General features: G+C 69.2%; 19 protein-coding genes. 12 read left to right on the top strand and 7 right to left on the bottom strand.

Features of this window, described 5'->3' with window-relative positions:
* The first annotated feature begins 32 nt into the window (after positions 1 to 32).
* Entirely contained in the window at positions 33 to 287 is a 255-nt protein-coding gene (locus MYSTI_RS42490; protein ID WP_015353076.1) for a hypothetical protein, read from the top strand.
* A 6-nt stretch (positions 288 to 293) separates the two neighbouring features.
* Here MYSTI_RS42490 and MYSTI_RS37480 read toward each other — a convergent pair whose 3' ends face one another.
* Positions 294 to 2,078 carry a CHASE domain-containing protein gene (locus MYSTI_RS37480; protein WP_233278085.1) on the bottom strand — a complete coding sequence of 595 codons (1,785 nt, stop codon included), beginning with the start codon at positions 2,076 to 2,078 and terminating at the stop codon, positions 294 to 296.
* Positions 2,079 to 2,224: 146 nt separating this feature from the next.
* On the opposite strand from MYSTI_RS37480, the gene MYSTI_RS37475 reads away from it, so the two are divergent.
* Positions 2,225 to 3,823, top strand: a complete 1,599-nt coding sequence (locus tag MYSTI_RS37475) for a phytoene desaturase family protein (protein WP_015353074.1) — start codon at positions 2,225 to 2,227, stop codon at positions 3,821 to 3,823.
* Positions 3,824 to 3,908: 85 nt separating this feature from the next.
* Here the strand turns inward: MYSTI_RS37475 and MYSTI_RS37470 are convergent, their stop codons facing one another.
* Complete coding sequence (locus MYSTI_RS37470; protein WP_044282569.1) at positions 3,909 to 5,684, bottom strand: methyl-accepting chemotaxis protein; 1,776 nt, start codon at positions 5,682 to 5,684, stop codon at positions 3,909 to 3,911.
* Positions 5,685 to 5,988: 304 nt separating this feature from the next.
* On the opposite strand from MYSTI_RS37470, the gene MYSTI_RS37465 reads away from it, so the two are divergent.
* The gene (locus MYSTI_RS37465; RefSeq protein ID WP_015353072.1) at positions 5,989 to 7,383 is read left to right on the top strand and encodes a M57 family metalloprotease; all 1,395 of its coding nucleotides are present in this window, start codon (positions 5,989 to 5,991) and stop codon (positions 7,381 to 7,383) included.
* 134 nt (positions 7,384 to 7,517) lie between these two features.
* Positions 7,518 to 7,709, top strand: coding sequence for a CsbD family protein (locus tag MYSTI_RS37460; protein WP_015353071.1), 192 nt, complete (start codon positions 7,518 to 7,520; stop codon positions 7,707 to 7,709).
* Positions 7,710 to 7,774: 65 nt separating this feature from the next.
* Here the strand turns inward: MYSTI_RS37460 and MYSTI_RS44050 are convergent, their stop codons facing one another.
* Positions 7,775 to 7,933 carry a hypothetical protein gene (locus MYSTI_RS44050; RefSeq protein ID WP_015353070.1) on the bottom strand — a complete coding sequence of 53 codons (159 nt, stop codon included), beginning with the start codon at positions 7,931 to 7,933 and terminating at the stop codon, positions 7,775 to 7,777.
* A gap of 594 nt (positions 7,934 to 8,527) precedes the next feature.
* Between MYSTI_RS44050 and MYSTI_RS37455 the strand changes: the two genes are divergently transcribed.
* Entirely contained in the window at positions 8,528 to 9,454 is a 927-nt protein-coding gene (locus MYSTI_RS37455; protein WP_015353069.1) for a universal stress protein, read from the top strand.
* Positions 9,455 to 9,499: 45 nt separating this feature from the next.
* Positions 9,500 to 11,362: an ABC transporter ATP-binding protein gene (locus MYSTI_RS37450; RefSeq protein WP_015353068.1), complete on the top strand. Its 1,863-nt coding sequence runs from the start codon at positions 9,500 to 9,502 to the stop codon at positions 11,360 to 11,362.
* Positions 11,363 to 11,375: 13 nt separating this feature from the next.
* Here the strand turns inward: MYSTI_RS37450 and MYSTI_RS37445 are convergent, their stop codons facing one another.
* From MYSTI_RS37445 to MYSTI_RS37430, 4 genes are all read right to left on the bottom strand, one after another.
* Complete coding sequence (locus tag MYSTI_RS37445; protein WP_015353067.1) at positions 11,376 to 12,632, bottom strand: hypothetical protein; 1,257 nt, start codon at positions 12,630 to 12,632, stop codon at positions 11,376 to 11,378.
* 119 nt (positions 12,633 to 12,751) lie between these two features.
* Positions 12,752 to 12,994, bottom strand: a complete 243-nt coding sequence (locus tag MYSTI_RS37440; protein WP_015353066.1) for a hypothetical protein — start codon at positions 12,992 to 12,994, stop codon at positions 12,752 to 12,754.
* 55 nt (positions 12,995 to 13,049) lie between these two features.
* Positions 13,050 to 13,625: a type 1 glutamine amidotransferase family protein gene (locus MYSTI_RS37435; protein ID WP_015353065.1), complete on the bottom strand. Its 576-nt coding sequence runs from the start codon at positions 13,623 to 13,625 to the stop codon at positions 13,050 to 13,052.
* 74 nt (positions 13,626 to 13,699) lie between these two features.
* Entirely contained in the window at positions 13,700 to 15,193 is a 1,494-nt protein-coding gene (locus MYSTI_RS37430) for a right-handed parallel beta-helix repeat-containing protein (RefSeq protein WP_015353064.1), read from the bottom strand.
* 407 nt (positions 15,194 to 15,600) lie between these two features.
* On the opposite strand from MYSTI_RS37430, the gene MYSTI_RS37425 reads away from it, so the two are divergent.
* The 6 genes from MYSTI_RS37425 (at position 15,601) to MYSTI_RS37400 (ending at position 25,291) form a co-directional block, all read left to right on the top strand.
* Positions 15,601 to 17,652, top strand: coding sequence for a S41 family peptidase (locus MYSTI_RS37425; RefSeq protein WP_052351129.1), 2,052 nt, complete (start codon positions 15,601 to 15,603; stop codon positions 17,650 to 17,652).
* Positions 17,653 to 17,879: 227 nt separating this feature from the next.
* Positions 17,880 to 20,552, top strand: coding sequence for a type VI secretion system tip protein TssI/VgrG (gene tssI / locus MYSTI_RS37420; protein WP_015353062.1), 2,673 nt, complete (start codon positions 17,880 to 17,882; stop codon positions 20,550 to 20,552).
* 34 nt (positions 20,553 to 20,586) lie between these two features.
* A complete protein-coding gene (locus MYSTI_RS37415) occupies positions 20,587 to 21,156 on the top strand; it encodes a hypothetical protein (protein ID WP_044282567.1) in 570 nt (189 codons plus the stop codon).
* Positions 21,153 to 23,426, top strand: coding sequence for a type VI secretion system Vgr family protein (locus MYSTI_RS37410; protein ID WP_015353060.1), 2,274 nt, complete (start codon positions 21,153 to 21,155; stop codon positions 23,424 to 23,426). The genes MYSTI_RS37415 and MYSTI_RS37410 overlap by 4 nt, the downstream gene beginning before the upstream one ends.
* A gap of 6 nt (positions 23,427 to 23,432) precedes the next feature.
* Positions 23,433 to 23,966 (top strand): DUF6484 domain-containing protein, encoded by a 534-nt coding sequence (locus MYSTI_RS37405; protein ID WP_015353059.1) that lies wholly within the window; start codon positions 23,433 to 23,435, stop codon positions 23,964 to 23,966.
* A gap of 53 nt (positions 23,967 to 24,019) precedes the next feature.
* Complete coding sequence (locus MYSTI_RS37400) at positions 24,020 to 25,291, top strand: HEAT repeat domain-containing protein (RefSeq protein WP_015353058.1); 1,272 nt, start codon at positions 24,020 to 24,022, stop codon at positions 25,289 to 25,291.
* The last annotated feature ends 176 nt before the right edge of the window (positions 25,292 to 25,467 follow it).

The following is a 25,467-nucleotide window of genomic DNA, read 5'->3' as shown; positions in this document are numbered from 1 at the left end:
ACGCCCGCCCTCATCACGCAGGAGCTCACATCATGCGTCGTCTCGTCGTGCTGGTGGCGTCCCTCGGGCTGTCCGCATGTGGTGGTGGTGTGGAGTCCCCTGAAGCCGAGCCTCGAGCTGTCTCGGAGACGGAGCAGTCCCTCTGTACCGGGAACGCGTGGGAATGTTTCTGTGGCGGTTACAAGACGCAGGCGACCTGTAACCAGGCCACCTCGCCCAATGGCTGGCATTGCTACTGGCAGTCGGCGACGTTGGCCGCGGGCCGCTGCCTGCCGACGTACGAGTAGTCCCGCTCACACCCCGCCGCTCCGCCCGGCTCGGGGCAGGTGGACGATGAAGGTGGTCCCCTGCCCCGGTGTGCTCTCCAGGGAGATGCTGCCGCCGTGCGCCTCGACGAGCTGGCGCGTGATGAACAGCCCCAGCCCCAATCCGCCGTAGTGGCGGCTGGACACGGCGCGCTCGAAGCGGTCGAAGACGCGCCCCGCGTCCTCGGGTGCGATGCCGATGCCCCGGTCCTGGACCTCCAGCCGGGCTTCGTGTTCGTCGCCGCGGACGCGCACGTCCACCGGGGAGCCGTGCCCATACTTCAGCGCGTTGGACATCAGGTTGGTGATGACCTGCTCCAGCCGGAGCCGGTCCCACCGGCCCGTGACGGGCTGGGGCGTGTCCACGTCCAGCCGCACCCCCGCCGCCTGCGCCTCCATCTCGAAGCGCCGCGCCATCTCCCGCACGAGCTCCCCCAACTCCAGCGGCTCCAACTGGAGCTCCATCCTCCCGCTGGAGAGGCGTGAGACGTCCAGCAGGCTGTCCACCAGCTTGGTCAGCCGCGTCATCTGCCGCTCGCACGTCTCCACGCCGCGCTCCAGGCGCTCCGTGTCCAGCGGCCCGTCCTGGTGCAGCTGACGGAACAGCAACTGGAGCTGGAGCTTCAGCGAGGTGAGGGGCGTGCGCAGCTCGTGCGCGGCCACGCTGAGGAACTCGTCGCGCACCCGCACCGCCGCCTGGGCCTCGCTCGCCAGCCGCTGCTGCTCCACGCTGGCCTGCTCCGCGGAGGCGCGGGCGTTCACCTGCGCGCGGGTGACGAGGAACAGGAGCAGCGACATCACCAGCCCGCATCCCGCCACGGTGGCCGGATGGGTGGAGCGCGTCACCTCCAGGAAGGACGGGCGCGTGGTGAACACCAGCGTCCACGGCGCTCCATCGATGTGGACGGTGAGCTGCTCGTTCAGGGCGCCGCGTCGGGGACCCGCGGCCGGGCGAGGACGCGACGAGGTGTAGAGCAGCGCCGCCTCCCGCACCTCCATCCCGTCGTAGATGTCCAGGTCGATGATGGTCTGGAAGCCTTGGAAGCGCAGGCCCTCCACGAGGTCGCGCATGTCGAAGGCGCCGAAGACGAAGCCCTCCAACTGGGCGCGGCGGGCCTCGGGGGTCCGAGGCTCCGGGTGGGAGTAGAGCGGGACATAGACGAGGAAGCCGGCGCGAGCCTCGGGGGTCTCACCCACCACGGGGGCCTGCCACACCAGCCCCGTGGCCGACGGCTGTCCGGACTCCATCGCGCGTCGCAGCGCGGGTTGCTGCGCCGGCTCCGCCAGCACGTCCAAGCCCAGCAGCGCGGCGTTGCGTGGGTTGAAGGGCTCCAGCATGACGACGACGGCGTACTCGGGCCGGGACCCGGTGGGTCGCACCTGGTAGCCGGGGAGGCCCTCCGCCCGCGTCTGGGCTTCGTGCCGCGCCAGGGAGTCCCTCCGCAGCCATTGGGCGAAGCCGATGCTCTGGATGCCGGGGTAGCGCTGCTTCGCCTCCAGGCTCTCGACGTACGCGCGGAACTCCGGCCGCTCCACCTTCTGGCTGCCGCTGAACACCCCTCGCGTGCCCAGCAGCATGGCCTGGTACATGTCCATGCGCTGGAGCAGGGCCGCGGTGCCGTCCTGGACGGCGTTCTCGAAGCGCTGCTCCCGGCGCAGGTCCACGCCGCGCTGCACATAGGCGGTGGCCACGGCGGTGATGAGCAGCCCCATCAACAAGGCGCCGAGCGCGGGGGCATTGCGGCGGGGGTGGGAGGTCGAGGAATTCGGCACGGAGTCGTCCCGAGCTTCGAGTGCGAGCCGGTCCCCTTCAAGCCGTCCCCGCACGGCGTGTCCTCCAGGTGAAACGCGCGGGGCTGAAACACAATCCCCGCTCGCCCGTTCGCGAGTCGAACACTGCAACGGCTGCTGGCTCGGGCATGCTGGGGACCATGGTGCGTCACGTCATCGTCGTGGGAGCAGGGCCGGGAGGTCTGTCCGCCGCCATCAACCTGGCGGGGCAGGGCTTCCGCGTCACCGTGGTGGAGAAGGACCCGGTGCCCGGCGGGCGGATGAAGGGCCTGACGCTGGGGGCCTCGGGCGAGTACGCGCTGGACACCGGCCCCTCCATCCTCCAGCTCCCCGGCGTCCTGGAGCGCATCTTCGAGCGGGCGGGCCGGCGGCTGGAGGACTACGCGAAGCTGGTCCCCCTGGACGTCAACACGCGGGTGCACTTCTGGGATGGGACGCACCTGGACACCAGCCGTCACGCGGCGCGCATGGAGGCGGAGGTCTCCCGCTTCGGGCCTTCCCAGGTGGAGGCGCTGCGCCGGTGGCTGGCGGAGGGGCGCGAGAAGTACGGCGTGGCGTACGAGAAGTTCATCTGCACGCACGCGGGGAGCCTCGGGTACTACGCGCCCTGGCGGCTCGCGCCCACGCTGCGCTTCAAGCCCTGGCAGACGCTGTACCGACACCTGGACTCGTTCTTCCACGATGACCGGCTGACGTACGCGCTGGCGTATCCGTCCAAGTACCTGGGCCTGCACCCGACGACGTGCTCGTCGGTGTTCAGCGTGATTCCGTTCCTGGAGCTGGCCTTCGGGGTGTGGCACGTGGAGGGCGGCTTCCGCGCGCTGGCACGAGGGATGATGCGCTGTGCCCAGGACCTGGGCGCCACCTTCCGCCTGGGCGCGCCGGTGGAGCGCGTGCGCGTGGAGGCGGGCCGCGCGGTGGGCGTGACGCTGGTGGGCGGCGAGGTGCTGGACGCGGACGCCGTCGTGATGAACGCGGACCTGCCCTACGCGGCGACGAAGCTCGTCCCCGCCGATGCTCGAGAGGGCTCGCGGCTGACGGACGCCGCGCTCGAGCGGGCGAAGTATTCGTGCAGCACCTTCATGGCGTACTACGGGCTGGACACCCGCTACGACGCGCTGCCGCACCACCTCATCTACCTCTCGGAGGCGGCGAAGCGCACGGACAAGGACGCGCTGGAGGACCGGCACGTCGACGTCGACGACCCGCCCTTCTACGTGTGCAACCCCGGCGTGACGGACCCGTCCGGCGCGCCCTCGGGACACTCCACGCTCTACGTGCTCGTCCCCACGCCGAACACGGCGCGGCCCGTGGACTGGGCGAAGACACAGGCCACGCTGCGCGAGCGCATTCCAGACATGCTCGCGAAGGTGGGGCTGAAGGGCGTGCGCGAGCACATCCGCGAGGAGCGCTACTTCACGGCGGAGACCTGGCGGGATGACTTCAACGTGTTCCGGGGCGCCGTCTTCAATCTCTCACACACGTGGATGCAGCTGGGCCCGCTGCGGCCCCGCGTGAAGAGCCCGGACGTGCAGGGGCTGTACTGGGTGGGCGGCGGCACGCATCCCGGAAGTGGCCTGCTGACCATCATGGAGAGCGCGAACATCGCCGCGGACTACCTCACGCGCGAGGCGGGCCAGGGGCCTCTGCCGGGCTGGCCCTACGTACCGCCGCTGGAGGACGACGCGGCCCTCGCGGAGGAGCCTCGGGCACGCGCGGCGGGGTGAGACCCCAAGGCCTCGGACCGGAGGGCCGCGAGGCTGCTGGAGCACCTCGCCCGGCGCATGCGGCGGGGTGAGGCCTCGATGCCGCTCAGACGTAGCGCTGGGCGAGCTGGGCCACCTGTCCCGTGGCCTGGGTGACGGCGGTGGCGGCCTGCTGGGTGGTGTCCAGGTGGCGCAGGGTGTCCGTCGTCAGCTCGTCCAGCTCGCGCACGGCGGCGAAGAGCTGGTCCACGCCCTGGTGCTGCTGGGCCACGGCCTCCGCGATCTGCCGCACCGCGGACGAGGACTCGCGGGACAAGGCGGCCAGCTCTCGCAGCCGCTCGCCGCTGGTGCGCAGGGGCTGCAGCGCGGTCTCCACGCCCGCGGTGCCCCGGTCCGTCATCTCCGTCGCCTCCGTGGCGGCGGCTGCCATCGTCTCCAAGAGCCCGCGCACCTGGTTGGTGGCCTGGACGGACTGGTCCGCCAGCTCGCGCATCTGCCGCGCCACCACGCCAAAGCCCTTGCCGTGCTCGCCGGCGCGCGTGGCCTCGATGGCCGCGTTGATGGCCAGCATGTGCGACTGGTCCGCCAGCGCCTTGACGACCTCCGACACGCGGCCCACCTCGCGGGCGCGCCGCTCCAGGTCCTGCATCTGCTCGTGCAGTCCGGCGGCGATGTCCCGGATGGAGGCGAGGCCCTTCTCCGTGCCGAGCAGGGACTCCTCGCCCAGCCGGCCCACGGACGCGGCGCGCTCGGCGACCTGGAGGATGCTGGTGGCGCGCGAGGCCGCCACGTGGGACGCCTGCTGGATCTCCTGCGCGGTGGCGCGCGCCTGGTGCAGCGCCGCGGCCTGCCGCGACAGCGTCTGGTTCTGCTGGTTGCTCGCCTCCGACAGCCGCGTGCCCGCCTGCGCCAGGTCTCCGGCCGACGAGCTCAGGGAGCGCGGCAGCTCTTGCAGACGCTGATACAGCTGCCACGTCGTCGCGGCCAGGTCGCCCAGCTCGTCCGTGGACACCCAGCGCGGCGGCGCGGCGCGGCCCTCCACCAGCGCCTCCAGCGACTCACCCACCGCGCGCGAGCCCTTCGCCAGCCGCCGCGCGGCCCACGCCGCGGTGAGGATGGAGCCCAGCGCCGCGTAGCCCGCGAACATCACCACGGGCAGCACCAGGTCCCGCTGCAGCGGCGCCACCGTGGCGCGCACGCGGTCGGCGGACGCCGTGGCCCCGCTGACCTCGATGTCCGTCGCCAGCGCCGCCAGCTCCCGCTCCAGCCGCAGGTTCAACGTGACGATGCTCGTCAGACAGGTGACGAGCAGCGCGGACACGACGGTGGCGGGCAGGAGCCACAGCTGCCGGGGCGCGAAGCCCGCTCCCGCGGGACGGGCGCTCGGCGCGCGACGGTAGGCGTCCAGCACCGTGGGCATCAGCATCTGCTCGTAGAGCATGTAGAGCAGGGGGCTGGTGAACAGACCCGCGCTCACCGACACCGCCACGCCCACCGGCACCACCGACAGCGGGCGGTCCAGCAGCAGCGCCACACCGCCGTTGAACAGCACCCCGCCCAGGAACCACGAGAACATCGACTCCACGAACGCGAGCTTGAACGGGATGCGGATCAACCGCTCCACGCGCTCCTGCCCCTGCGAGGCCATGGCCCGCTTCAAGAGCCATGGAATCACAACCACCGGCTGCGCCACCGCGCACAACCCCAACACCAGGGGCGTGATGACCCCCAGGAGGATGCGCATCGCGTGCGGCCCCTCCAGTGACAGCAATTGCATGTCCACGTAGAGGGCCGGACAGAAACCCACCGTCGTGATGAGTGACCGCAGCAGGTACATCCGCCAGAACAGCGCGCCAGAGGTCGGAAGCGGAGGAGTGGACATCGGGAAGCGGTGACTCCGGGGTGGCAGTGACCCGAGCCTGCGGGCCAGAGCCCTCTACGTCAATGTCGGGTTGCAGCGGTGGAGGATGATTCCAGCCGGACGCCCTCTCTTAACCCCTGCTTCTCCCGCCAATGGGTTGTTCTTTTTAGTCTTGCTATTCATGAAATACCCGTCTGGTTCTGGAGCGGGTGTCGCGCCTCTGGCTTGCTGCGGGCGTTGAGCGAGGCGCCCGGCGTGGGCCGCTCTCCGCCAACGCGGACCTGGGGAGCCGCGGGCTCTCCCACAGACACAAGCGAGGACATCGATGCGACAGTCTTCTAGTGGTTTTCCACGACGCACGGGCCTGTTGTGGGCCGTGGGCGTGATGTCGTTGTCGGCGGTGGGGTGTGGCGTGGAGGCGCAGGAGCCATCGCCGGAGGCGAACGCGCCGGTGCGCGCGGAGACGTTCGAGGAGTTCCGCGCCAAGGCGTGGCTGGAGCAGGACACGGGCATCTACGTGGTGGATGGAGACATCCCCGTGCTCGGCGGCGAGGCGGGGCTGCGGGAGGAGTACGAGCGCCGGCAGCGCGGCCCGGACTCCGAGGAGTCGCTGGGCACGAGCCGCGCGCCGCTCATCGTCAACACGGTGTCGGGTCGGGATGACCGGTGGACGTACACGCAGCAGCGCTATCTGCCGTACTGCGTGAGCACGGCGTTCGGTGGCAACTACGCGCGCGTGGTGACGGCCATGGCCCAGGCGGCCGCGGCGTGGCAGGCGGTCAACGTGCACTTCCTGCATCGCAGCGACCAGGACGGCAACTGCACCGCCGCGAACAACAACGTCCTCTTCGACGTGAACCCCGTGAGCGGGCAGGGCTATCTGGCCCGCGCCTTCTTCCCCAACTACGGGCGCGCGCAGCGCAACGTGCTCATCGACAGCTCATCGTTCGGCAACACGGGCGTGTGGACGCTGGCGGGCATCCTCCGCCACGAGCTGGGCCACACGCTGGGCTTCCGCCACGAGCACACCCGGCCCGAGGCCGCGACGTGCTTCGAGGACAACAACTGGCGCGCGCTGACGGGCTACGACGCCGCCTCGGTGATGCACTACCCGCAGTGCCGGGGCAGCAACCGCGGAGACTTGAACATCACCGCGACGGACCTGGCGGGGGCCACCGCGCTGTACGGGGCGCTGGCGGACGCGCACTTCGACGCGGCCTTCTACCTGAACAACAACCCGGACCTGCTCGCGGCCTTCGGCCCCACGGGCTACACTGCGGCCCGCAACCACTGGGAAGCCAATGGCATCACCGAGGCGCGCCGCTCCTCGACGCACTTCGACGCGCCCTACTACCTGTCCATCTACGCCGACCTGCGCGCGGCCTTCGGCGCCACCAACTACCGCGCGGCCAGGGACCACTGGCTGGGCAGCGGCATCAACGAGGGCCGCCGAGGCTCGCGTGAGTTCGACGTGGGCTACTACCTGGCCTACCACGCGGACCTGCGCGCCGCGTTCGGCAACAATTACGCGGCGGCGCTCAACCACTGGCGCACGGCGGGCATCTACGAGGGCCGCCGAGGCTCCGCGGAGTTCGACGCGGCCTACTACCTGGGCGCCAACCCGGACGTGGCGGCGGCCTACGGTCCGCGCAACTACGCGGCGGCCGTGGACCACTGGATCTTCGCCGGACGCGCGCAGGGTCGCCGCGGCGTTCCCTGAGCCGGCACGCGAGTGACAGCCCGAGGCTCCCCGGGCGGGCAGGCGGCCTCGCCGCGCCTGCGCGTCCCGGGGGCCATGCCCAACCTCACGCCACGACAGCGCTTCACGAGCGCACAGCCATCAGGAGGCACGTCATGGGCGAGTTGCTGGACAAGGCCAAGGGCAAGCTCAAGGAAGTCGTCGGCGCCGTCACCGGAGACCGCTCGCTGGAGGCCGAGGGCAAGGTGGACCGGGCCAAGGGCGAGGCGAAGGAGAAGGTCGAGGACGCCAAGCGCGCGGTCCGCGACGCCGTGGATGACGCCCGCGCGCGCCGCGATGAGCCGTAGCACCTTCAGGACGCAAGGGGGACGGCCGGCGCGTCGCATCGCGGCGCGGGGCCGTTCCTCGCGTTCTAGCGCTTCACCTCGGGTGGACATGCCACCTCGAGGAACGTCGTGGTCTTCCCACTGAGCATCACCCACAAGCAGCGCAGGACACACCCCGCGCCGAACTCTCGATAGATGAGACCCAGGTTGGTGACCACCTCTCTTCCGGTGATGACCCCGCGCATTGGCCCGCCCCCTTTTTCAGCCGCCCGTCCATCCCGCCACCTACCGCGCTGTCGCCGCTCCCTTCTGCAAAGCGCTGGCCGCGATTCATCCAACGTGCGGGAGGCGCTCTGTTGCTCCTCGGACGAGCCAAGCAGGCCAATCGCCATGTCGGGAAGCCTGGGCGCGTGAGTCATCCGCGACGCCGTGGACCGGAGCCTGGAGTTTTTTCAGGGAGGCCGTCGGCGGCGAGACGAGGCTCTCGGCCTCGCGCACAGCGGGGGCTCGGGTCCTCGTCCCCCCGCGCCCTGTTTGAATCCCATCCATGCAAGGTGTCTGGCTTCACCCTCACTCGAGTCTGAGTCGGGTGAAGCAGGCGGGTGTGGACAGGAGGGCCCTCTCGTCCGCTCGAGCACACGGCGTCCCCGGGGCGCCAGTGGCATCGCGGCGCGTCGGCCTGAATCTTCGAGGTGAGGGCCTGGGGGCTCGCCGCGAACGAGGCGGCGGACCGGAGAGCACTGGCTGTCCGGCTCGAGTCCAGCACGCGAGGTGGGCGGTGCATCGCCCCGAGGTGCTGGCGCCCGAGGCGTGAGGACAGAGGAAAGGAGGGTCTCGCGATGAGGCAGCGTGAGCTGACCCGTTTGGACATTCCATTGTTGTCACCCGGGACGTTCCGAGGCCCCCGAGGGCTCACGCGCCTGGTGGTGGCGACGGACTTCTCGCTGCGCTCGGAGCTCGCGCTGGCGCGTGCGCTGCGCCTGCCGTTGGGGCTGGGGGCGACCTTCACCGTGCTGCATGCGGGGCCTGGAGGCTCGCCCAAGGGCGTCATGGGGGCGGAGCGGTGTCTGCGCCGGGCGGTGGGCGCGGTGTGCCGCCGGCTGCGGCACCGGCCGGACGTGACGGTGCACGAATCGCTGTGCCGGGGCGAGGTGGTGGACGTAGTGGAGGAGGTGGCGCGAGAGCAGGGCACGGAGCTGGTGGTGCTGGGAGGCGTGAGCGGCGCGTCCTCGCGGCGGGCGCTGGGGGAGGGCTCGCGGGTGCGGCGGCTGGTGCGGGGGCTGGACACGTCGGTGCTGGCGGTGGTGCCGCATCCGGCGCGCACGTATGCGAACCCGCTGGTGGCGGTGGACTTCTCGCGCGAGTCCCGCAGGGCGCTGGAGCTGACGCTGAGGCTGTGCCCGCTGACGCCGGTGGAGGTGGTGCACGTGGTGGACACGCGCGAGGAGGAGGCCCGCCTGCGGGCACGGGGCGCCCCCCCGGAGGCGTTCCTGGTGCTGAGGCGGGAGCGGGAGGATGCCGCGCGGGTGGCGCTCGCCCGGTTCCTGGCCCCGTACCGGGAGACGGGGCGCGAGGTGGCGGCCCGGCTGCGTGAGGGAGAGCCGGGCGAGAACATCCTGGCGCAGGCGCTGGAGCTGGGCTCGGACCTGGTGGTGGTGCCGGGGATGAGGGTCTCCACGGCGGAGGACTCATGGGTGGAGCGGGTGCTGGCCTGCTCCTCGTGCGACGTGCTGGTGTCCCGGCACGAGGCGCGGGTGATGTCGTGAGGGGCACGAGCGCGCGGGCGGCGGGCGCGTTATGAACGCGCTTGCGTGTCTCCTCCCCCGATTGATTCCACGACCCCCGCGAAGTCCTCCCTCAAGGACCGGCTGAAGAGCGCCGGGAGCCTGTTCCGGCAGCTGCCGGGGACGTTCCGCATCTTCTGGCAGGCCAGCCCCCGCGGCGCGGTGGTGCTGGGGGCCTTGACGCTGGTGGCGGCGCTGTTGCCGGCGGCCATCGCCTGGGTGGGGAAGCTGATTGTCGACGCGGTGGTGGCCGCGGCGCAGGGCTCGGAGGAGGCGCGCTCGCGCGTCTTCGGGTGGGTGGGGCTGGAGTTCGCGTTGATGCTGGGCTCCGCGGTGGTGGAGCGCGGGCTGATGCTGACGCGGGAGCTCTTGCGCGCCAACCTGGGCAACGTGCTCAACGAGCGCATCCTCCAGAAGGCGCTGGACCTGGAGCTCCAGCACTTCGAGGACTCGAACACCTACGACAAGATGCAGAACGCGCGGCGCGAGGCGAGCAGCCGCCCGCTGTCGCTGGTGATGCAGGCGTTCTCCATCGTCCGCAATGGCATCACGCTGTCGACCTTCGCGGCGCTGCTGGTGGCGCTGTCGCCGTGGAGCGTGGTGGTGCTGGTGGCCGCGTCGATTCCCGCGTTCATCGCGGAGGCGCGGCTGGCGATGGCGGGCTTCCGGCTGTACTCGTGGCGCGCGCCCGAGGGGCGGAAGCTGAACTACCTGGAGTGGATTCTCACGCGGGACAGCCACGTGAAGGAGGTGAAGCTCTTCGGGTTGGGGGACCTGGTGCTGGGGCGCTACCGCGAGCTGTTCAAGAAGTTCTTCGCGGAGGACCGGGCGCTGGCCTTCAAGCGGATGGGGTGGGGCCTGGGGTTGGGGGTGCTGTCGTTGGGGGCCTTCTACGGGTGTTATGTCTTTGTCGCGGGCCGGGCGGCGAGCGGCGCCATCACGGTGGGCGACATGGTGCTGTACCTGGCGGTGTTCCGTCAGGGGCAGTCGGCGTTCCAGGGGATTCTGACGAGCGTGGGGTCCATGTACGAGGACGCGCTCTTCATGAGCAATCTCTTCACGTACCTGGAGATTCCGACGGGCAACGAGGTGCCGCGGGTGTTGCCGGCGAAGTCGCCCGCGCGCGGGCGGATGAACGACATCGAGCTGCGCGGGGTGTCCTTCCGCTATCCGGGGAAGGAGGCGTGGGCGCTGCGGAATGTGTCGCTGACGCTGCGGCCGGGACAGAAGCTGGCGCTCGTCGGGGAGAACGGGGCGGGGAAGAGCACGCTGGTGAAGCTGCTCCTGCGGCTGTACGAGCCGACGGAGGGGACGATTCTCTACGGCGGCGTGGACATCCGGGACATGGACGTGGGCGACTTGCGCGGCCGGTTCGGCGCGGTGTTCCAGGACTTCGTGCGGTACCAGTTCAACGTGGCGGAGAACATCGGGCTGGGGCACGTGCCGGCGCTGGAGGACCGCCCTCGCATCGAGAAGGCGGCGGAGCAGGGCGGGGCGAGCGGGGTGATTGCGGCGCTGCCGGGCCAGTACGACACGATGCTGGGCGGGTGGTTCGAGAAGGGGCAGGAGCTGTCGTCGGGGCAGTGGCAGAAGCTGGCGGTGGCGCGAGCGTTCATGCGGGACGACGCGGAGGTGCTGATCCTGGACGAGCCGACGGCGAGCATCGACGCGGAGGCGGAGCACGCGCTGTTCGAGCGGTTCCAGGCGCTGGCGGCGGACCGGATTGCCATCGTGATTTCGCACCGGTTCTCCACGGTGCGGATGGCGGACCAGATTGCGGTGCTGCACAACGGCGGCGTGGACGAGCTGGGCAGCCACGACGCGCTGATGGCGAAGGACGGGCGCTACGCGCACCTGTTCCGCTTGCAGGCGCGCGGCTACCGGGACTGAGGGGAGCCGGGGCTCAGTACGACTCGCGGGCCTGCTTCTCCACCGTGAGGTGGGTGAGCACGACCTCCGTCATCTTGGGGTAGTAGGACTCCATGAGCTGGGCCAGGTCCTTGTCGAAGCTGTGGGACGTGCCATCGCCCTTGTAGACGCCGATGTTGGGGTCGAAGAGCGAATAGCTCCCGTCCTGCTCGATGTGCAGGGCGATGGAGTGCGCGTTCCCTCCCGGCTTGGGGTCGTAGAGCCCGATTTCGAACAGGGCGGGCTTGGGCTTGGTGCTGGCGTCGTTGCTCAGCTCCAGGCACTTGGCCGGACGGTCCAGCGGGTTCGAGCGGAACATGCGCTGGAGGGTGTTGCCGGCATCGGCGTGCTTGGGTTCGAACTTCACGCGACTGACCGACTGCGCGTTCATCTCGAACATCTTGCGCATCATCTTTTCCGACGAAGTGCCCGAGCCCTCACCGAGAACCTGTCGCTCCTCGGTGCCCTCGAACATTCTCGCCATTTGCGCACTGAGCCGCTGGCCTGTCTCTTCCGCGTGGTGGAGTTTCGCGGTGAGCGCCGGCACCTCGTCTGGGGCCGCCTGGCTGATTTCATGTCGGAGGCGCTCCTTCATCGCGGGGCCCTTGAGGAGCTCCTGGGAGAGCGCGCTGTAGATGTCGCTGCCATTGTTCCCCTGGGTCACGAAGTCCCCCCAGAGTTGATGAAAGGTATTGCCGTCCTTGATTTTGGAGATGCTCTTGGCGTCGTCCATCCCCATGCTTCTGCACTCCAGCCACTGATGTGACAGGATGAAACAGACGCCCCGGAACTTGAACTTCTCGGAGAGGGTGGCGTCCTTGTCGAGGACGGCGGCGACCGTCTGGTTGTACCAGACCTGCGGCCTGCGCATCTTGAAGAAGGCCAGGCCCTCCTTCGGCGTGCTCAGCTGCTCGACGCCCTCCTGGCGGGGCTGCTCGGTGGCGGGCCTCTTGGAGGACCAGAGCTGCGTGGACGTGTCCCCTCCAGCGCCCTGGGCCTTCCCCGGAGGGGGCTGACCCTTCACCTGCATCGTCGCATCCGGGGTGATCTTGACGGGCGTGCCCTTCGCCTGGGCGTCGAATTGGCTGTTCTGGGTCTGCGCGGGGACCTGCTCCTTCTTCGCCGCGCCCGCACCCTGGGGCGTCGGGGCCTCGACCTGGGTCTCGGTCACTTCCTGCTGCGCTTGGGTCTTCTGGGTGGCCGAAGGCCACGTCACCTTGGGGCCAGCGCCGATGGACGAAGAATGTGTCATGGAATCACTCCCGTGAGTCTCGCCGCACCCGGAGGACCGATGCGAGACCGCGTGTGGAACCTATCACGGCCGTGGCGCGAAGGGCCGCTTGCGATTGTTGAGAGGAATGGCGGCAATGGCTATCGCGGAGGGCGTCGGCCCGCACGTGCCTTGAGTGCGAGCAGGGCGCCGAGCGCGAAGACGAGTGCGTAGAGCGCCACGGCGCCGAGCACGACGCCCCCGACGAACCCACCCACGCCTCGCAAGGCGCCACCCACGAAGCCCTCGACTCCCCAGACGGGGTCCGCGCGGATGCCGAGGATGGCGCCCGCGACGCCGGTGAGGGCCGCGCCGGTGAAGATGATGGGCTCGAGGAGATTCATCCGGGGCCTCGCGGAGGCTCGGGCCGAGGGGCCGAAGCCTCCCGTGTGGTCATCCTCAGGCCGCCCCGTGCTCGCGGGCGAAGACCTTGAACGCCGCGACCATGTCCGGGGCCTCGGGATGCAGGAGCCCGAGGATTTCCGTCGCGAAGGTCACCGGCGCCGTGCCCGCCGCGGTGACCAGACGGCCGTCTCGCACGGCGTGCGGCACGTCGCGGTAGTGCGAGGCGCCTCGGTAGCTGGGGGCCTGCGCCTTCAGGAACTCCAGGTCGTTGCTGGTGTGTGCGCGGCCATCGAGCAGCCCCGCCTTGGCCAGCGCGACGGTGGCGCCGCAGATGCCCGCGACGACGAGCCCCGCGTCCACCGCGCGCCGCAGGAGGTCCGAGAGCTCGGGCGCCTGCGGCGTCATCCACGTCGCCGAGCCCACCAGCACCAGGGCATCCGCCTTGTCGGGCGTGAGGTCCTCGACCGCGCCGTGGATCTGGACGGTCATTCCGCCCATGGACGGCGTGGGTTGGCCCCCGGGGGACCACCACGTCACCTCGTCGCCGAAGTCATCGCGAGCCCCCGCCGCGAGCAGCGCGGGCTCCCAGTCAGCGAAAGGGGCAATCACGACGAAGGCGAGACGGGCCACCAGCGGGCTCCTGGTTGAAGGAGCGCCGACCATAGGCAATGTCCCCTCGAAGCTCCAGGCACGCGCGGGGGACGTCAAGGCGCAGCGGGTGGTGGCTGCTCCGCGAGCGGCGTGGGGGACAGGAGCCGCAGCGAGTGCTGGTCGAGGAACTCGGGAGCGAGCGCCGCGACCCACTGGGCATGGGTGCCCTCCCTGAGTCCGCCGGAGATGGTGAAGACGCCGATGGGGCCTTCATAGCGGTTGCTGTCCATGCCCATGCCGGGACGGTTCTCGCGCCTGCCCAGGCGCACGAACAGCCGCATGTTGCGCAGGGTGTTCTCGTAGACGATGAGCCCCATCACGGAGTTGGGCTCGTCCGCGGCCAGGCGCAGGCCCGCGTCGGCGGTCCGCTCGAGGGTGTTGCCGACGATGTAGATGCCTCGCCCCGTCACGACGCGGACGCCCTGGCCGTTGCCTCGGTGGGCGTAGTTGTAGATGTCGTGGATGAAGTTGTCCTGGACCTGCACGTTGGTGGGGAGGTCGATGGCGTTGTTGCCGCCGATGGCGACGCCTCGGCCGGCCAGGGAGATGTCGTTGCCGAGAATCTGGATGTTCGTGGCGTCTTCGTGAACGAGCACGGCCTCCGCGGCGGAGGTGTTGGCCTGCCAGGGGAAGCGGCTGATGTTGGGGAAGCTGTAGATGAGGTTCTTGTAGATGAGGAGGTCGTCGCAGGCCTTGACGTCGACGCCGTTCTCGCCCGTGGCGTGGAGCCGGTTGCGCTCGATGAGGATGGTGGAGGGACGGCCTCCATTGGGCTGGCATTGCACCCCGTCGCCCGAGACGTCATGGATGTCATTGTCCAGGATGAAGATGTCCCGGGTCACGCCCCGGATGGCGACGCCGTGCGAGTCCGTGTTCGTCTTGGAGAAGTCGGAGATGTGATTGTGCGCGAGCATGACGAAGTTCGCGTAGCTCGCGGTGATGCCCGCGCCCGCTCGACCTCCGTGGAGGAGGGAGTCGTGGAGCTGGGAGCACTGGGTGTTGTCCTCGAAGAGGGCGGCGTAGGACGGCCGGCCCTGGACGGCGATTTCGAAGTACTCGATGACCCAGTAAGGGAGCTTCACGTCCAGCAGGGCGCCGACGTTGGTGGAGGAAGGAAGGATGCGAGGGCGTCCGGCCATCTCGCCACGAAGGACGATGGGCGCGGTGGCGGTGCCGGGGCGAGCGCCCTTGGGCGCGGTGAGGGCGACCTGCTCGTTGTAGTCGCCACCACGAACCAGGATGACGTTGCCGGGGCGCGCGGCCCTCACGGCGGCCATGATGGTGCTGTAGGGATTCTCGTTGGAGCCTGGCGGCTTGGACGGATTCCGAGGACCGGTCTTCGAGACGTAGAGCGTGGCCCCCTGTGCCTGCGAGGCCCTGGGGCAGGTGGCGTAGAAGATGTCCTCGGAGAGCGCGATGGGTTCGGGTGGGGCGCGGGTCTCCGGCTGCGCCTGTGAGGCGCTGCCCTCGAGGGTGTCGGGCTGTCCCGAACCACACGCGAGGACGCCCCCGAACAGCAAGACCTTGCAAGCCAGACGCATCTTCATGCCCGTCTCCTCGCCGACCACGACCGTGAGCGTCGAAGGGTTGGGATGACAGCGGGACACATCAACCCCTCTGCCCTGAAGGATGGAGGGGACCTGGGCAGGCTTTGGATGGGGAATACTTGTTGCAGGGGTAACAGCTGTAGAAGTGTGGCGATATTGAAGACCGGGGTTTTCGTTTGCTTCGGGGCCTGATGTGCCATTCCGGCCGGGCCTGGGAGCATCCACCGATGTCGAGCATCCGTCGCCTCGTTCTTCACGGCGCCTCCTGGGCGCGTCGCGGCCAGAGGCCGTTTCGACTCACCGCCGCGCTGTTCACGCTGACAGCCGCAAGTGCCTGGGCACAGCCCTCGACCGAGACCTGGTGCGACTTCGGACGCGCGGGTCCTGCGTCCACGCTGCCGACTCCCGTGGCGTTGTCCGCCGCGCATGCGCAGGCGCGCTTCTTCGGCACGGGGCCCGGCACCACCGCCGCGGACCTGGTCCTGGCCAGCGCGCTGGAGGGGCGCTCGGTGGACTGGGACGTCGCCACGCGTCACTACGCCGACACGCTGGACGGAGTCTGTGCCCTGGATGTGTCGCCGCAGGAGCTGCGCGCCGCGCGCGTCCTCACGGTGGGAGGTATCGCCTTCATCCGTCCGGGCACGGGCGCCCTCCAACTACCAGGGCATGTCCGCGCGGCGGTCATCGACTTGCGAGAGCTGCCGGAGGCTCCTGGTCTCGAGGAGGCGCTGGCCCGAGCCATCGGAGCGGTGAGCAACGCGCCCATCACGAGGCTCTCCGAGCGCGTCCGACATCACACGGGGCTGACGGACGAAACGGCGCCCATTGACGAGTACAGCAACTACATCAACTTCGTGGACCTGCGCGCCCGTGAGCCGCTCGTCGCGACGGGACAGGCGGAGCTTCCCGTCGCGCTGCTCACTGGTCCCAGGCTGGCCCCCGCCGCCGCCCGTTTCGCCGTGGACCTGCGGATGGCGCGGCGCGCGTGGCTCGTGGGGGCTTCCGTCCATGCGGAGGTCGCGGAGTCGAGGTGGATGCCCGTGAAGTCGAAGGGGGTGCTCGTGCGCACCTCGAGGCTGGAGGATGCGTGGGGCGCGGTCCCGGACGTGATTCCGGCCGACCTGCCGCTCACGCACTTCGGACCTGTCGCGGGCCACTCCGAAGCGATTCCCTCCGCGCGAGCGCTTCAGTCGGTCGCTGGCCTCGGCATGCCCGCGCCGGTGGACCGGACGGCGCCCGTCGTGCGCAACGCCCCTCTCACGAGAAACCCTCTCGAGGTCATGCCGCCGAGTGAGGCCTCCTCGGGGATTGCTCGCGCGGGCCTGGTCATCGTCCACGGTGCCACGCGGTTGTTCTTCCCCTACTTCGCCACGGTGGGGGATGGCATCGATGGGCGGTTGTTGGAGACGTTGGCGTCGGTGGACGCGGTGCCGGTCACCGAGCGCGAGCAGACGCTCCGGCTGCTCCTGCGCTTCACGGAGGTCCTCCATGATGGGCACGGCTTTGCCTTCGCGCCCGGGACGCCGCCACCCGCGGGCTACTTCGCTGCCTTGTTGGAGGAGGTGGCGGAAGAGCCGGTCATCCGCCGCTCGGCGATGGCGGAGGTCCATCCAGGGGACACGGTGACGAGCGTCGATGGATGGCCGATGTCCGAGTGGTTGGCCCGGGAGAAGGCACTCTCGTCCGCCGCGACGCCAGGCTTCAAGTACGACGTCGCCATCAGGCGGCTGCTGAGGATGAATGGCCCGACGACCTTCGGGCTGCGCGACGTGGAGGGCGTCACGCGCTTCGTGCAGGTCCAGCCCCAGCCTCAGATGCTGCTGGGACCTCCGTCGCTCAGGGGCGCGGGCAGCCTGGAGGACCTGGGGGCGCCGGAGCTGCACTTCATCAACCTGTCCAGCTATCTGCTCAAGACCCCCGCGGCGTTCCGTGCGGCGCTCACCGCCGCGCAAGGCGCCAGGGGGCTGGTGGTGGACGTGCGGGCCGGCCCGGGCATCAACACCTACGAGGTGGCCATGCGCCTCATCCAGGAGTCGTTCTCCGCGCCGCTCTTCCGGTTCCCGGTCTGGAGGGGGGCGGATGAGCGTGGAGTCCATGAGGAGGAGTTCCCGCTCGATCCGCTCTCGGGTCCCTCTTATGCAGGGCCCATCGTCCTCCTGGTGAGCCCGCGTTCGGTCTCCTCGGCGGAGAACCTCTCGATGATGCTGACCGGAACCCGGAGGGTGACGGTGGTGGGTCGCCGAAGCGCGGGGACGAACGGGAGCGTCACGAAGATGCTCCTGCCCGGGTCCATGAACGTGTGGTTCACGGGCATGGAGGTGCTCTACCCGGACCGCACACGGTTCCACGGGGTGGGCATCGTCCCGGACATCGAGGTCTCGCCCACGGCCTCGGATCTCGCCACCGGGAGGGACCCGGAGCTGCTCCGGGCCATCGAGTTCCTGCGCACCGGCCAGTGAGCGGAGGACGTTTGTGTTTGCCGCCTCCAGTGCGAGCGCTGGAGGCCCGGCCACGGCCGTGGGGCCCGCACAAGGTCCCTCTGATGTAGGGTTTGGGACAGGACATTCCCTACACGGCTCGCGACCGGGAGAGCCTCTCCTCTTCCGGTGTCTAGGTATGATGTAAGCTCCGTCTGGCCTTTTGAATGCTCCCAACACCTCGTGGGGCAACCAGGGAGGTGGGGGGCATGCCTCGACGTCCGCACACGCTGCTGGAACTCCAGGCCGAGGGGTTTACCCCCGGGGAGCTCGTGGCCGTCCGGATGTCGGGCGAAGAGGCCATCTCCGAGCCCTATGTCTTTCATGTGGAGTTCTTCCCCCGGTCGCTGGAACCGCTGGACGTGAAGGCCCTGCTGGGCACGGAGGCCACCCTGCTCCTGCACGGCCCCGACGGGGGTGATCGCTTCGTCCACGGCGTGGTGGATGAGGCCCGCGACCTGGGAGACCGCCACGGCCGTCCAGAGTACCGGCTGCGGCTGGTCCCTCGGCTGCGCCTGCTCCGGAACACCCGGCGCAGCCGCATCTTCCAACACCTGTCCGTCCCGGACATCGTGAAGAAGGTCCTGTCCGCGGCGAACGTGAAGCTGCGCCTGGCACTGTCCTCCTCCTACGCGCCCCGCGAGTTCTGCGTCCAGTACCGGGAGTCGGACCTGGACTTCGTCCGCCGCCTGCTCGAGTCCGAGGGCATCTGCTTCTTCTTCGAGCACGCGGAGTCGTCACACACGATGGTGCTCGGAGATGGCGCCGGCGCGCATGTGCCCATCTCCGGTGACGCCCGCGTGGTCTTCCGCGGAAAGGAAGACCACGTCGCGGAGGCGGAGCACGTGTCCTCCGTGACGCGCACCCAGCGGCTGCGCCCAGGCACGGTGTCCCTGCGGGACTTCGACTTCGAGCGGCCCGCGCTGGACCTGACCTCGAAGACGCGGAACGACCCGGAGTCCCTGGGCTGGGAGGTGTATGACTATCCCGGTGACTATGTGAAGCCCGCCGAAGGGCAGTCCCTCAGCCGGGTTCGACTGGAGGCGCTGCGCTTCGGGACGAAGACCCTGGCCGGTGATGGTACCTGTCATCGCCTGGTGCCAGGGGCCACCTTCGAGCTGGCCGAGCACCCGGAAGGCGACCTCAACGGCGAGGTGCTGGTGGTCCGGGTCCACCACGAGGGGCGCCGCCAGGAAGTGGTGGGCGACGTGGACGCGCTGGAGGAGTCCTATCGCAACCACTTCGTCGCGCTGCCAGCGGGCGTTCCATACCGGCCTCGGCTCGCGACGCCTGTTCCTCACATCCTGGGCATCCAGACGGCGACGGTGGTCGGCCCCTCGTCAGAGGAGACCCAGCCGGACACGCACAGCCGCATCAAGGTCCAGTTCCACTGGGACCGCGATGGGAAGTCGGACGACAAGAGCTCCTGCTGGGTGCGAGCGGGACAGGCCTGGGCGGGGGCGGCGTGGGGCGCGAGCTTCATCCCTCGCGTGGGGCAGGAGGCCGTGGTGCGCTTCCTGGAAGGCAACCCCGACAAGCCGCTGCTGGTGGGCGCCGTCTACAACGGCCAGAACGCCCCGCCCCTGGCCCTGCCCGGAGAGAAGACCAAGAGCACCGTGCGCACGGACTCGAGTCCCGGTGGCGGCGGCTTCAACGAGGTCCGCATCGAGGACTCCGCCGGCGGCGAGGAGGTGTTCCTCCATGCCCAGAAGGACGAGGACCTCGACACGCTCAACGACAAGAGCCAGCGCGTGGGAGGGAATGAGTCGCTGCTCGTGGAGAAGGACCGCTCGCGCGACATCGTGGGCAACCAGGCCCTCACGGTGAAGGAAGATGATGCGTCCACGGTGGAAGGCTCGCAGTCGCTGCGAGTGGCGCTGAACCGCGAGACGCGCACCAAGGGCGACCACTCGGAAGAGGTGGAGCGGAATCAATCCATCACGGTGATGGCGGTCCACGCGCTGAATGTGAAGCTGGCGGCGGCGACCTCGGTGGGCGCGGCCGCGGCGCTCGGGGTGGGCGGGGGATACGGAATCAACGTCGGCGGCGCCACCAACATCGCCGTGCTGGGCGCTCGCGCGGAGACGGTGGGCGGCAAGCGCTCGGAGGCCGTGGCGGGCTCGCGGACGGAGATGGTCGAGGGGGCGAGGTCCTCTCGCGTGCTGGGGGACGTCACCGAGGAGGTGGAGGGCGGGCTCAGCCAGATGTCGGAGAAGGACCGTCAGGACGACGTGGGGAAGAACCACCTCTCCGAGGTGAAGGGACCCATGGCGACGGGGGCGAAGAAGCTCCAGCTGAAGTCAGACGAGCTGGCCGTCGTGGTGAACAGCGAGCTGGCGCTGCTCATCAACAAGTCCGGGACGGTGAAGCTCTTCGCCAAGTCGCTCACGGTGGACGGGAAGAACATCAAGCTGAAGGGGAAGAAGATCAAGAAGGACGGCTCGGGGAGCGGAAAGCGCAAGCCCTTCAAGGAGGTGCTCGACGAGTCCGTGGCCGACACGATGCGCGAGTATGGCCCGGAAGGCGGCCCCCTGAGTCCCGCTGACGCGAAGGCCTTCACGGAGGGGAAGTACACGATGAAGGTCCTGAAGAAGGACGTGACGGTGCATCGGCTGTTCGGCGGCGAGAGCGGCGCGCAGGGGCGCTGGGTGACGGCGGGGCCTCGGCCCACGGGACTCGAGGGGAAGATTCGCATGGCGCTCCGTCCCGAGTGGGGGAACACCGCGACGCAGTCCGCGTCGATGACCCTCAAGGCGGGGACCGTCCTCTACGAAGGGGGCGTGGCGGGGCAGGGCCTGGGGTACTCGGGCGGCGCGACACAGATTCTCATCAAGACTCCGCCGCAGGGCGCGGGCGAGTTCTTGAAGGCCGTGTTCTTGTGAGGGGATGGGTATGTCTTTGTTGGGACGAGGGTCCGTGCTGAAGAAGCTCCATCCCGAGGGGGAGTTCGAGTCGCTCGACGACCTCCGGGAGTTCGAGCACCGGCTGGCCCGTGCGCTGGAGAAAGGCGCCATCGAGCGTGTCCCCGTGAAGAAGCGGCGCTCGGGCATCAGCCCCGAGGAGTGGTACCGGGTGAAGGGCGGTGACGACGTGTACCGGTACGTCGTCCCGGACTATCCCCTCCGAGGGTACTGGGGCCGCGTGGAGAAGCCGGAGGAGGGCTCCTACTTCCAGCAGCTCTACGCGGGGGATGCGCCAACGCGCGAGGAGTACGCCGAGCTGACGGCGAGGCTCGCCGAGAAGTGGCGTGAGGGCGAGGTCGAGCGCGCGGAGGACCCGCACTCCAAGGTGGCGGGGACCTATCTGTTCCACCATCGCCCCTCGGACGAGACCTTCGAGCTCTTTCCTCCCAACAAGACGACGGGTCGCGGAATCTGGGAGAAGGTCTTCCGCTCGAACAAGGATGGCTCCTGGCCGGGACAGGACATGTCCCTGGACGTTCCTCCCACGAGCCGCTTCACCATCCATCCAAAGGGTGAGCCATGACGATTGCCACCGTGCCCTTGGCGGCGAGCCAGTCGGAGTTCGATTTCGAAGCGGGCCCCCATGGAGCCGGGGAGCTGGCGGTCCTCTCGTTCAAGGGGACCGAGGCCCTCAACGCGCTCTACTCCGTGGAGGTGGACCTGGTGCCAGGGCCGGACGTCATCGTCGACGCCCAGTCCTTGCTGGGGGAGCCCGCGCTGCTCACCTTCCAGCTGGGAGATGGGTCCGCCCGGTTCTTCCACGGCATCATCGCGCACTGGAGCACCTGGGACGTGGGGGCCACGGGCGAGCGCAAGCGTCATCGCGCCCGCGTGGTGCCCCGGCTGTGGACGCTCAAGTACATGAAGCGCAGCCGCATCTTCCAGAACCTCTCGGTGCCGGACATCGCCCAGAAGGTCTTGAAGGAAGGCAACGTCGAGTTCCGGCTGGCGCTCTCGGGGAGCTATTCCAAGCGTGAGTACTGCGTGCAGTACCGCGAATCCAACCTCGACTTCCTGCTCCGCCTGTTCGAGGAGGAAGGCATCGTCTTCTTCTTCGAGCACGGCCAGGGTGTCCACACGCTGGTGCTCACGGACGAGCCGTCCGCGCACGAGCCGCTGGTGGGTGACTCCAAGCTGGTCTTCCGGGAGGAGGGCCGGATGGTGGCGGCCGCGGACTCGGTGCAGACGTTCTCGTCCCGATTGGAGATACAGCCCGGGGCGGTGATGCTGCGCGACTACAACTTCCTGACGCCCGCCGTGGACCTGAGCACGGATGCTCAGTCGGACGACGGGGACGCGGTCCTGGAGGTGTATGACTATCCGGGGCGCTATTCGGACACGGGGGGAGGGAAGAGCTACTCGAAGATTCGCCTGGAGGAGCTCCGGGCTCGCGCGGAGACCGCCACGGGGACCAGCACGAGCCGCAGGCTGACGCCTGGCTATGTCTTCGAGCTGGATGAGCATCCGCGTCCCCACCTCAATGGCGAGTACCTGCTCCTGTCGGTGTCGCACGAGGGCCGGCAGCCGGAGGTGCTGGTGGATGCGCGCTCGGCGCAAGGGGCCGATGGGCCGTCTGGATATCGCAGTGAGTTCACGTGCCAGCGCTCCTCCGTGCCCTTCCGGCCGGAGCGCCGGACGGAGCGCCCGCGCATCGGCGGCGCGCAGACGGCGGTGGTGGTGGGGCCCTCGGGAGAGGAGATCCACACGGACGAGCACGGGCGCATCAAGGTCCAGTTCCACTGGGACCGGGAGGGGAAGGGCGACGACAAGAGCTCGTGCTGGATTCGCGTGAGCCAGGCGTGGGCGGGGCCTGGATGGGGCGCGCTGTACCTGCCTCGCATCGGCCAGGAGGTGGTGGTGGAGTTCCTGGAAGGGGACCCTGACCGCCCCCTGGTGACGGGCAGCGTCTACAACGGACACAATCCTCCCCCGCTGTCGCTGCCGGACGAGAAGACGAAGAGCACGCTGCGCTCGAGCTCGAGTCCTGGAGGCGACGGGTTCAACGAGCTGCGCTTCGAGGACGCCGCGGGCAGCGAGGAGGTGTTCTTCCACGCGCAGAAGGACTTCAACATCGTCGTGGAGAACGACAAGTCCCAGAAGGTGGGGGGCAACGAGACGCTGCGCGTGGAGAAGGACCGGAGCCGCGAGGTGCTGGGCAACCAGAAGCTCTCGGTGGGCAAGGACGACTCCAGCGTGGTGGGTGGCAACCAGACGCTGGACGTGACGAAGGACCGGTCGACGACGGTGGGAGGCAACCACACGGAGGCCGTCACGGGGTCGCAGTCCATCAGCGTGGGAGGGACCCAGTCGACGACGGTGATGCTCGCGTCCACGGAGAACGTGGGGCTGGGCAAGGCGCTCAACGTCGGCGGGGGTTACGCCATCAACGTGGGTGCGGCCATGAATGAGATTGTGGTCGGGCTCAAGTCGGAGCAGGTGGGGGGGGCGAAGGTGGAGATGGTGGGGGCGAAGAAGAGTGAGCTGGTGAAGGGCAGCCGGACGCTGAAGGTCGGCGGAGACCTGAGCGAGACGGTGGGGAAGAAGCGCAACCTCAAGGTGAGCAAGGACTTCCTCGTCAACGTGAATGCGGCGATGACGGTGAAGGCCAAGGACACCTATGCGCTCGGTGCGAAGGAGATCGTCCTGTCGGCCGAGGAGCAGTTCACGCTCAAGGTCGGCAGCGCCACCATCCAGGTGAAGAAGAATGGAGACGTGGTCATCAAGGGCGCGAAGCTGGAGATGACGGCGAGCGGCGACATCATCATGAAGGCCTCGAAGATTGGGGAGAACTGACGCGCCATGGCCGCGAACGACGAGAAGGCGGGAGCCGAGCGGGTGGGCTCGCTGGAGGTTTCATCCCAGGAGCCCATCCTGGGGAGCCGCGTGGGGCGACTGGTCTCGCGAGGGGCCCACGGCGTGCTGCAGGTGGACTTCGAGGGCAACTCCCAGGGGCCCGTGCCGGCGCGCGTCGCCGTGTCGTTGACTCCGGAGGAGTGGGAGCGGGCGGTGAATGCCCAGCAGTCCGTGGTGCTGCTCTTCGAGAAGGGAGACCCCGCGCTTCCCCTCGTCATGGGGGTGGTGCAGGCCGCCAGCGAGACGCCGCTGCTGGATGTGATGTTGGAGGAGCGCGCGAAGGGCGGGCCGGTGGAGCTTCGCGTGGATGGGCAGCCGCGCACGGTGAAGCTGGAGGCGCAGGATGAGCTGGTGCTGCGCTGCGGGAAGAGCTCCGTCACGCTGCGGAGCGACGGGAAGATTGTCATTCGAGGCACCCAGGTGGAGACCCGTGCGTCGGGCGTGAACCGCATCAAGGGCGGCTCGGTGCAGATCAACTAGGTGGGAACAGGTCTCCGCCCGACAGGGCTCGTGAGGCCGCAGGAGGCTCGGACATGGCTGTGCTCCCGCTGCCCGCGCGGAATCCCGCCGAAGCCGCGTTCATTCGTGAGATGCAGGAAGAGCACTTCTCGGAAATCGAGTTCCTGCTCGAGCAGCGCCAGACGCGCCTGCTGGATGAGACTTCTCAGTGGGAGGACCTCGCGGACCTGGAGGAGCGTCTGGCCGCGCATGTCGACGCCATGCGCATCCAACCGGACATGTCCGTGCCCCTGGCCCAGGAGGGCCTCGCGGATGGGGATGAGCCGCGGCTGATGGCCGCGGTGTACGTCCTGGCGTCGGTCGTGGAGGAGGGGGAGCTGGAGGGACTCTTCCAGGAGATGGAGGACACCGCGGAGGACCTGGTGCCTGTCTGGACGCAGGCACTGGCCTTGGCCGAGCGTCCTGGGTTGCTGAAGTGGCTGGGGCCGCTGCTGCGCTCGTCTCGCGACGAGGTTCGCGTCGCGGCGGTTCGCATCATCGGGCGTCGGCTGGAGGGCGGGGCGGAGCTGCTCGTGCCGTTGTTGGATTCACCTTCAGCCGAGGTGCGCGGGGCAGCGGCCTGGTCGCTCGCGCAGCTTGGCCATGCGCCCGCGAGCGCCGTGCTGGAGAATCTGCTGCACGCTCCATCTGGGAGCGAGTGGGCGGAGCTGGCGCTGGCGGCGCTGTGTCTGGGGTCTTCTCGCGTGCTTCCGCTCTGCCGGACGATGGGCCGTGCGGGAGGCGCGAACTCGAGGGACTTGCCTCGGCTCCTGGCGCTGGCCGGGGATGAGCGGGACTGGCCCATGCTTCAGCAGTTGAAGGCCCGCCCTGACACGGCGCTGGCCGCGCTGGAGGCCATGGGCATCCTGGGGGCCGTCGAGGCCATTCCTTGTCTGATGGATGAGCTTGCGGGCGATGCCCGCGAGCATCGGCTGGTCGCGGCCGGTGCGCTGAACCTCATGACGGGGGCGGGGCTTCAGCAGGTCGTGCAGGTCCCGACGGAGGATGAGGATGACCCTCCGCGGGAGCTGCGTCTCCCGAGCACGGACCGGGCGGTCTGGGAGCAGTGGTGGAAGGAGCATCGTTCCCGCTTCCAAGGCATCAAGCGGGCGCGGCTGGGAAAGCCCTATGCCGTGGAGAGCAGCTTGGAGGAGCTGGCCTCCCCCGAGAGCTCACGAGAGACTCGGAAGAGGGCGTGGGCGGAGCTCGCCATTCGTTCTCGGCATCACGTGGGGATGGACGTGGAGGGTCCGGTGCTGGGACAGAAGCAGGGGCTTGCTGAGTGGCGGAAGCACTTGCGTCGGTGATGCACGGACGTCCCGTGTGCTGTTGCCCGAGCAGCAGTGATGCCCATCCATGGGGATGGCGCGGGACATGGGAGTGCGGCGCAGTCAACGTGAGGAATATCGACGACTGGTCGTTGGGTTGAGTGGGATTGCCTTGGTTTTGCGCGAGGACGTAAGAGGACGGCGCTTCATCTGGC

It is taken from the genome of Myxococcus stipitatus DSM 14675 (assembly GCF_000331735.1).
GTDB classification, from domain to species: domain Bacteria; phylum Myxococcota; class Myxococcia; order Myxococcales; family Myxococcaceae; genus Myxococcus; species Myxococcus stipitatus.
This window is presented reverse-complemented; position numbering and strand designations above follow the sequence as displayed.

Excerpts from the sequence above, each read along its gene's own strand:
- MYSTI_RS37465 (WP_015353072.1), top strand. The coding sequence starts at position 5,989 with ATGCGACAGTCTTCTAGTGGTTTTCCACGACGCACGGGCCTGTTGTGG.
- MYSTI_RS37410 (WP_015353060.1), top strand. The coding sequence starts at position 21,153 with ATGACGATTGCCACCGTGCCCTTGGCGGCGAGCCAGTCGGAGTTCGAT.
- MYSTI_RS37455 (WP_015353069.1), top strand. The coding sequence starts at position 8,528 with ATGAGGCAGCGTGAGCTGACCCGTTTGGACATTCCATTGTTGTCACCC.
- tssI (WP_015353062.1), top strand. The coding sequence starts at position 17,880 with ATGCCTCGACGTCCGCACACGCTGCTGGAACTCCAGGCCGAGGGGTTT.
- MYSTI_RS37470 (WP_044282569.1), bottom strand. The coding sequence starts at position 5,684 with ATGTCCACTCCTCCGCTTCCGACCTCTGGCGCGCTGTTCTGGCGGATG.
- MYSTI_RS37440 (WP_015353066.1), bottom strand. The coding sequence starts at position 12,994 with ATGAATCTCCTCGAGCCCATCATCTTCACCGGCGCGGCCCTCACCGGC.
- MYSTI_RS37405 (WP_015353059.1), top strand. The coding sequence starts at position 23,433 with ATGGCCGCGAACGACGAGAAGGCGGGAGCCGAGCGGGTGGGCTCGCTG.
- MYSTI_RS37430 (WP_015353064.1), bottom strand. The coding sequence starts at position 15,193 with ATGAAGATGCGTCTGGCTTGCAAGGTCTTGCTGTTCGGGGGCGTCCTC.
- MYSTI_RS37475 (WP_015353074.1), top strand. The coding sequence starts at position 2,225 with ATGCTGGGGACCATGGTGCGTCACGTCATCGTCGTGGGAGCAGGGCCG.
- MYSTI_RS37460 (WP_015353071.1), top strand. The coding sequence starts at position 7,518 with ATGGGCGAGTTGCTGGACAAGGCCAAGGGCAAGCTCAAGGAAGTCGTC.
- MYSTI_RS44050 (WP_015353070.1), bottom strand. The coding sequence starts at position 7,933 with ATGCGCGGGGTCATCACCGGAAGAGAGGTGGTCACCAACCTGGGTCTC.
- MYSTI_RS37445 (WP_015353067.1), bottom strand. The coding sequence starts at position 12,632 with ATGACACATTCTTCGTCCATCGGCGCTGGCCCCAAGGTGACGTGGCCT.
- MYSTI_RS42490 (WP_015353076.1), top strand. The coding sequence starts at position 33 with ATGCGTCGTCTCGTCGTGCTGGTGGCGTCCCTCGGGCTGTCCGCATGT.
- MYSTI_RS37400 (WP_015353058.1), top strand. The coding sequence starts at position 24,020 with ATGGCTGTGCTCCCGCTGCCCGCGCGGAATCCCGCCGAAGCCGCGTTC.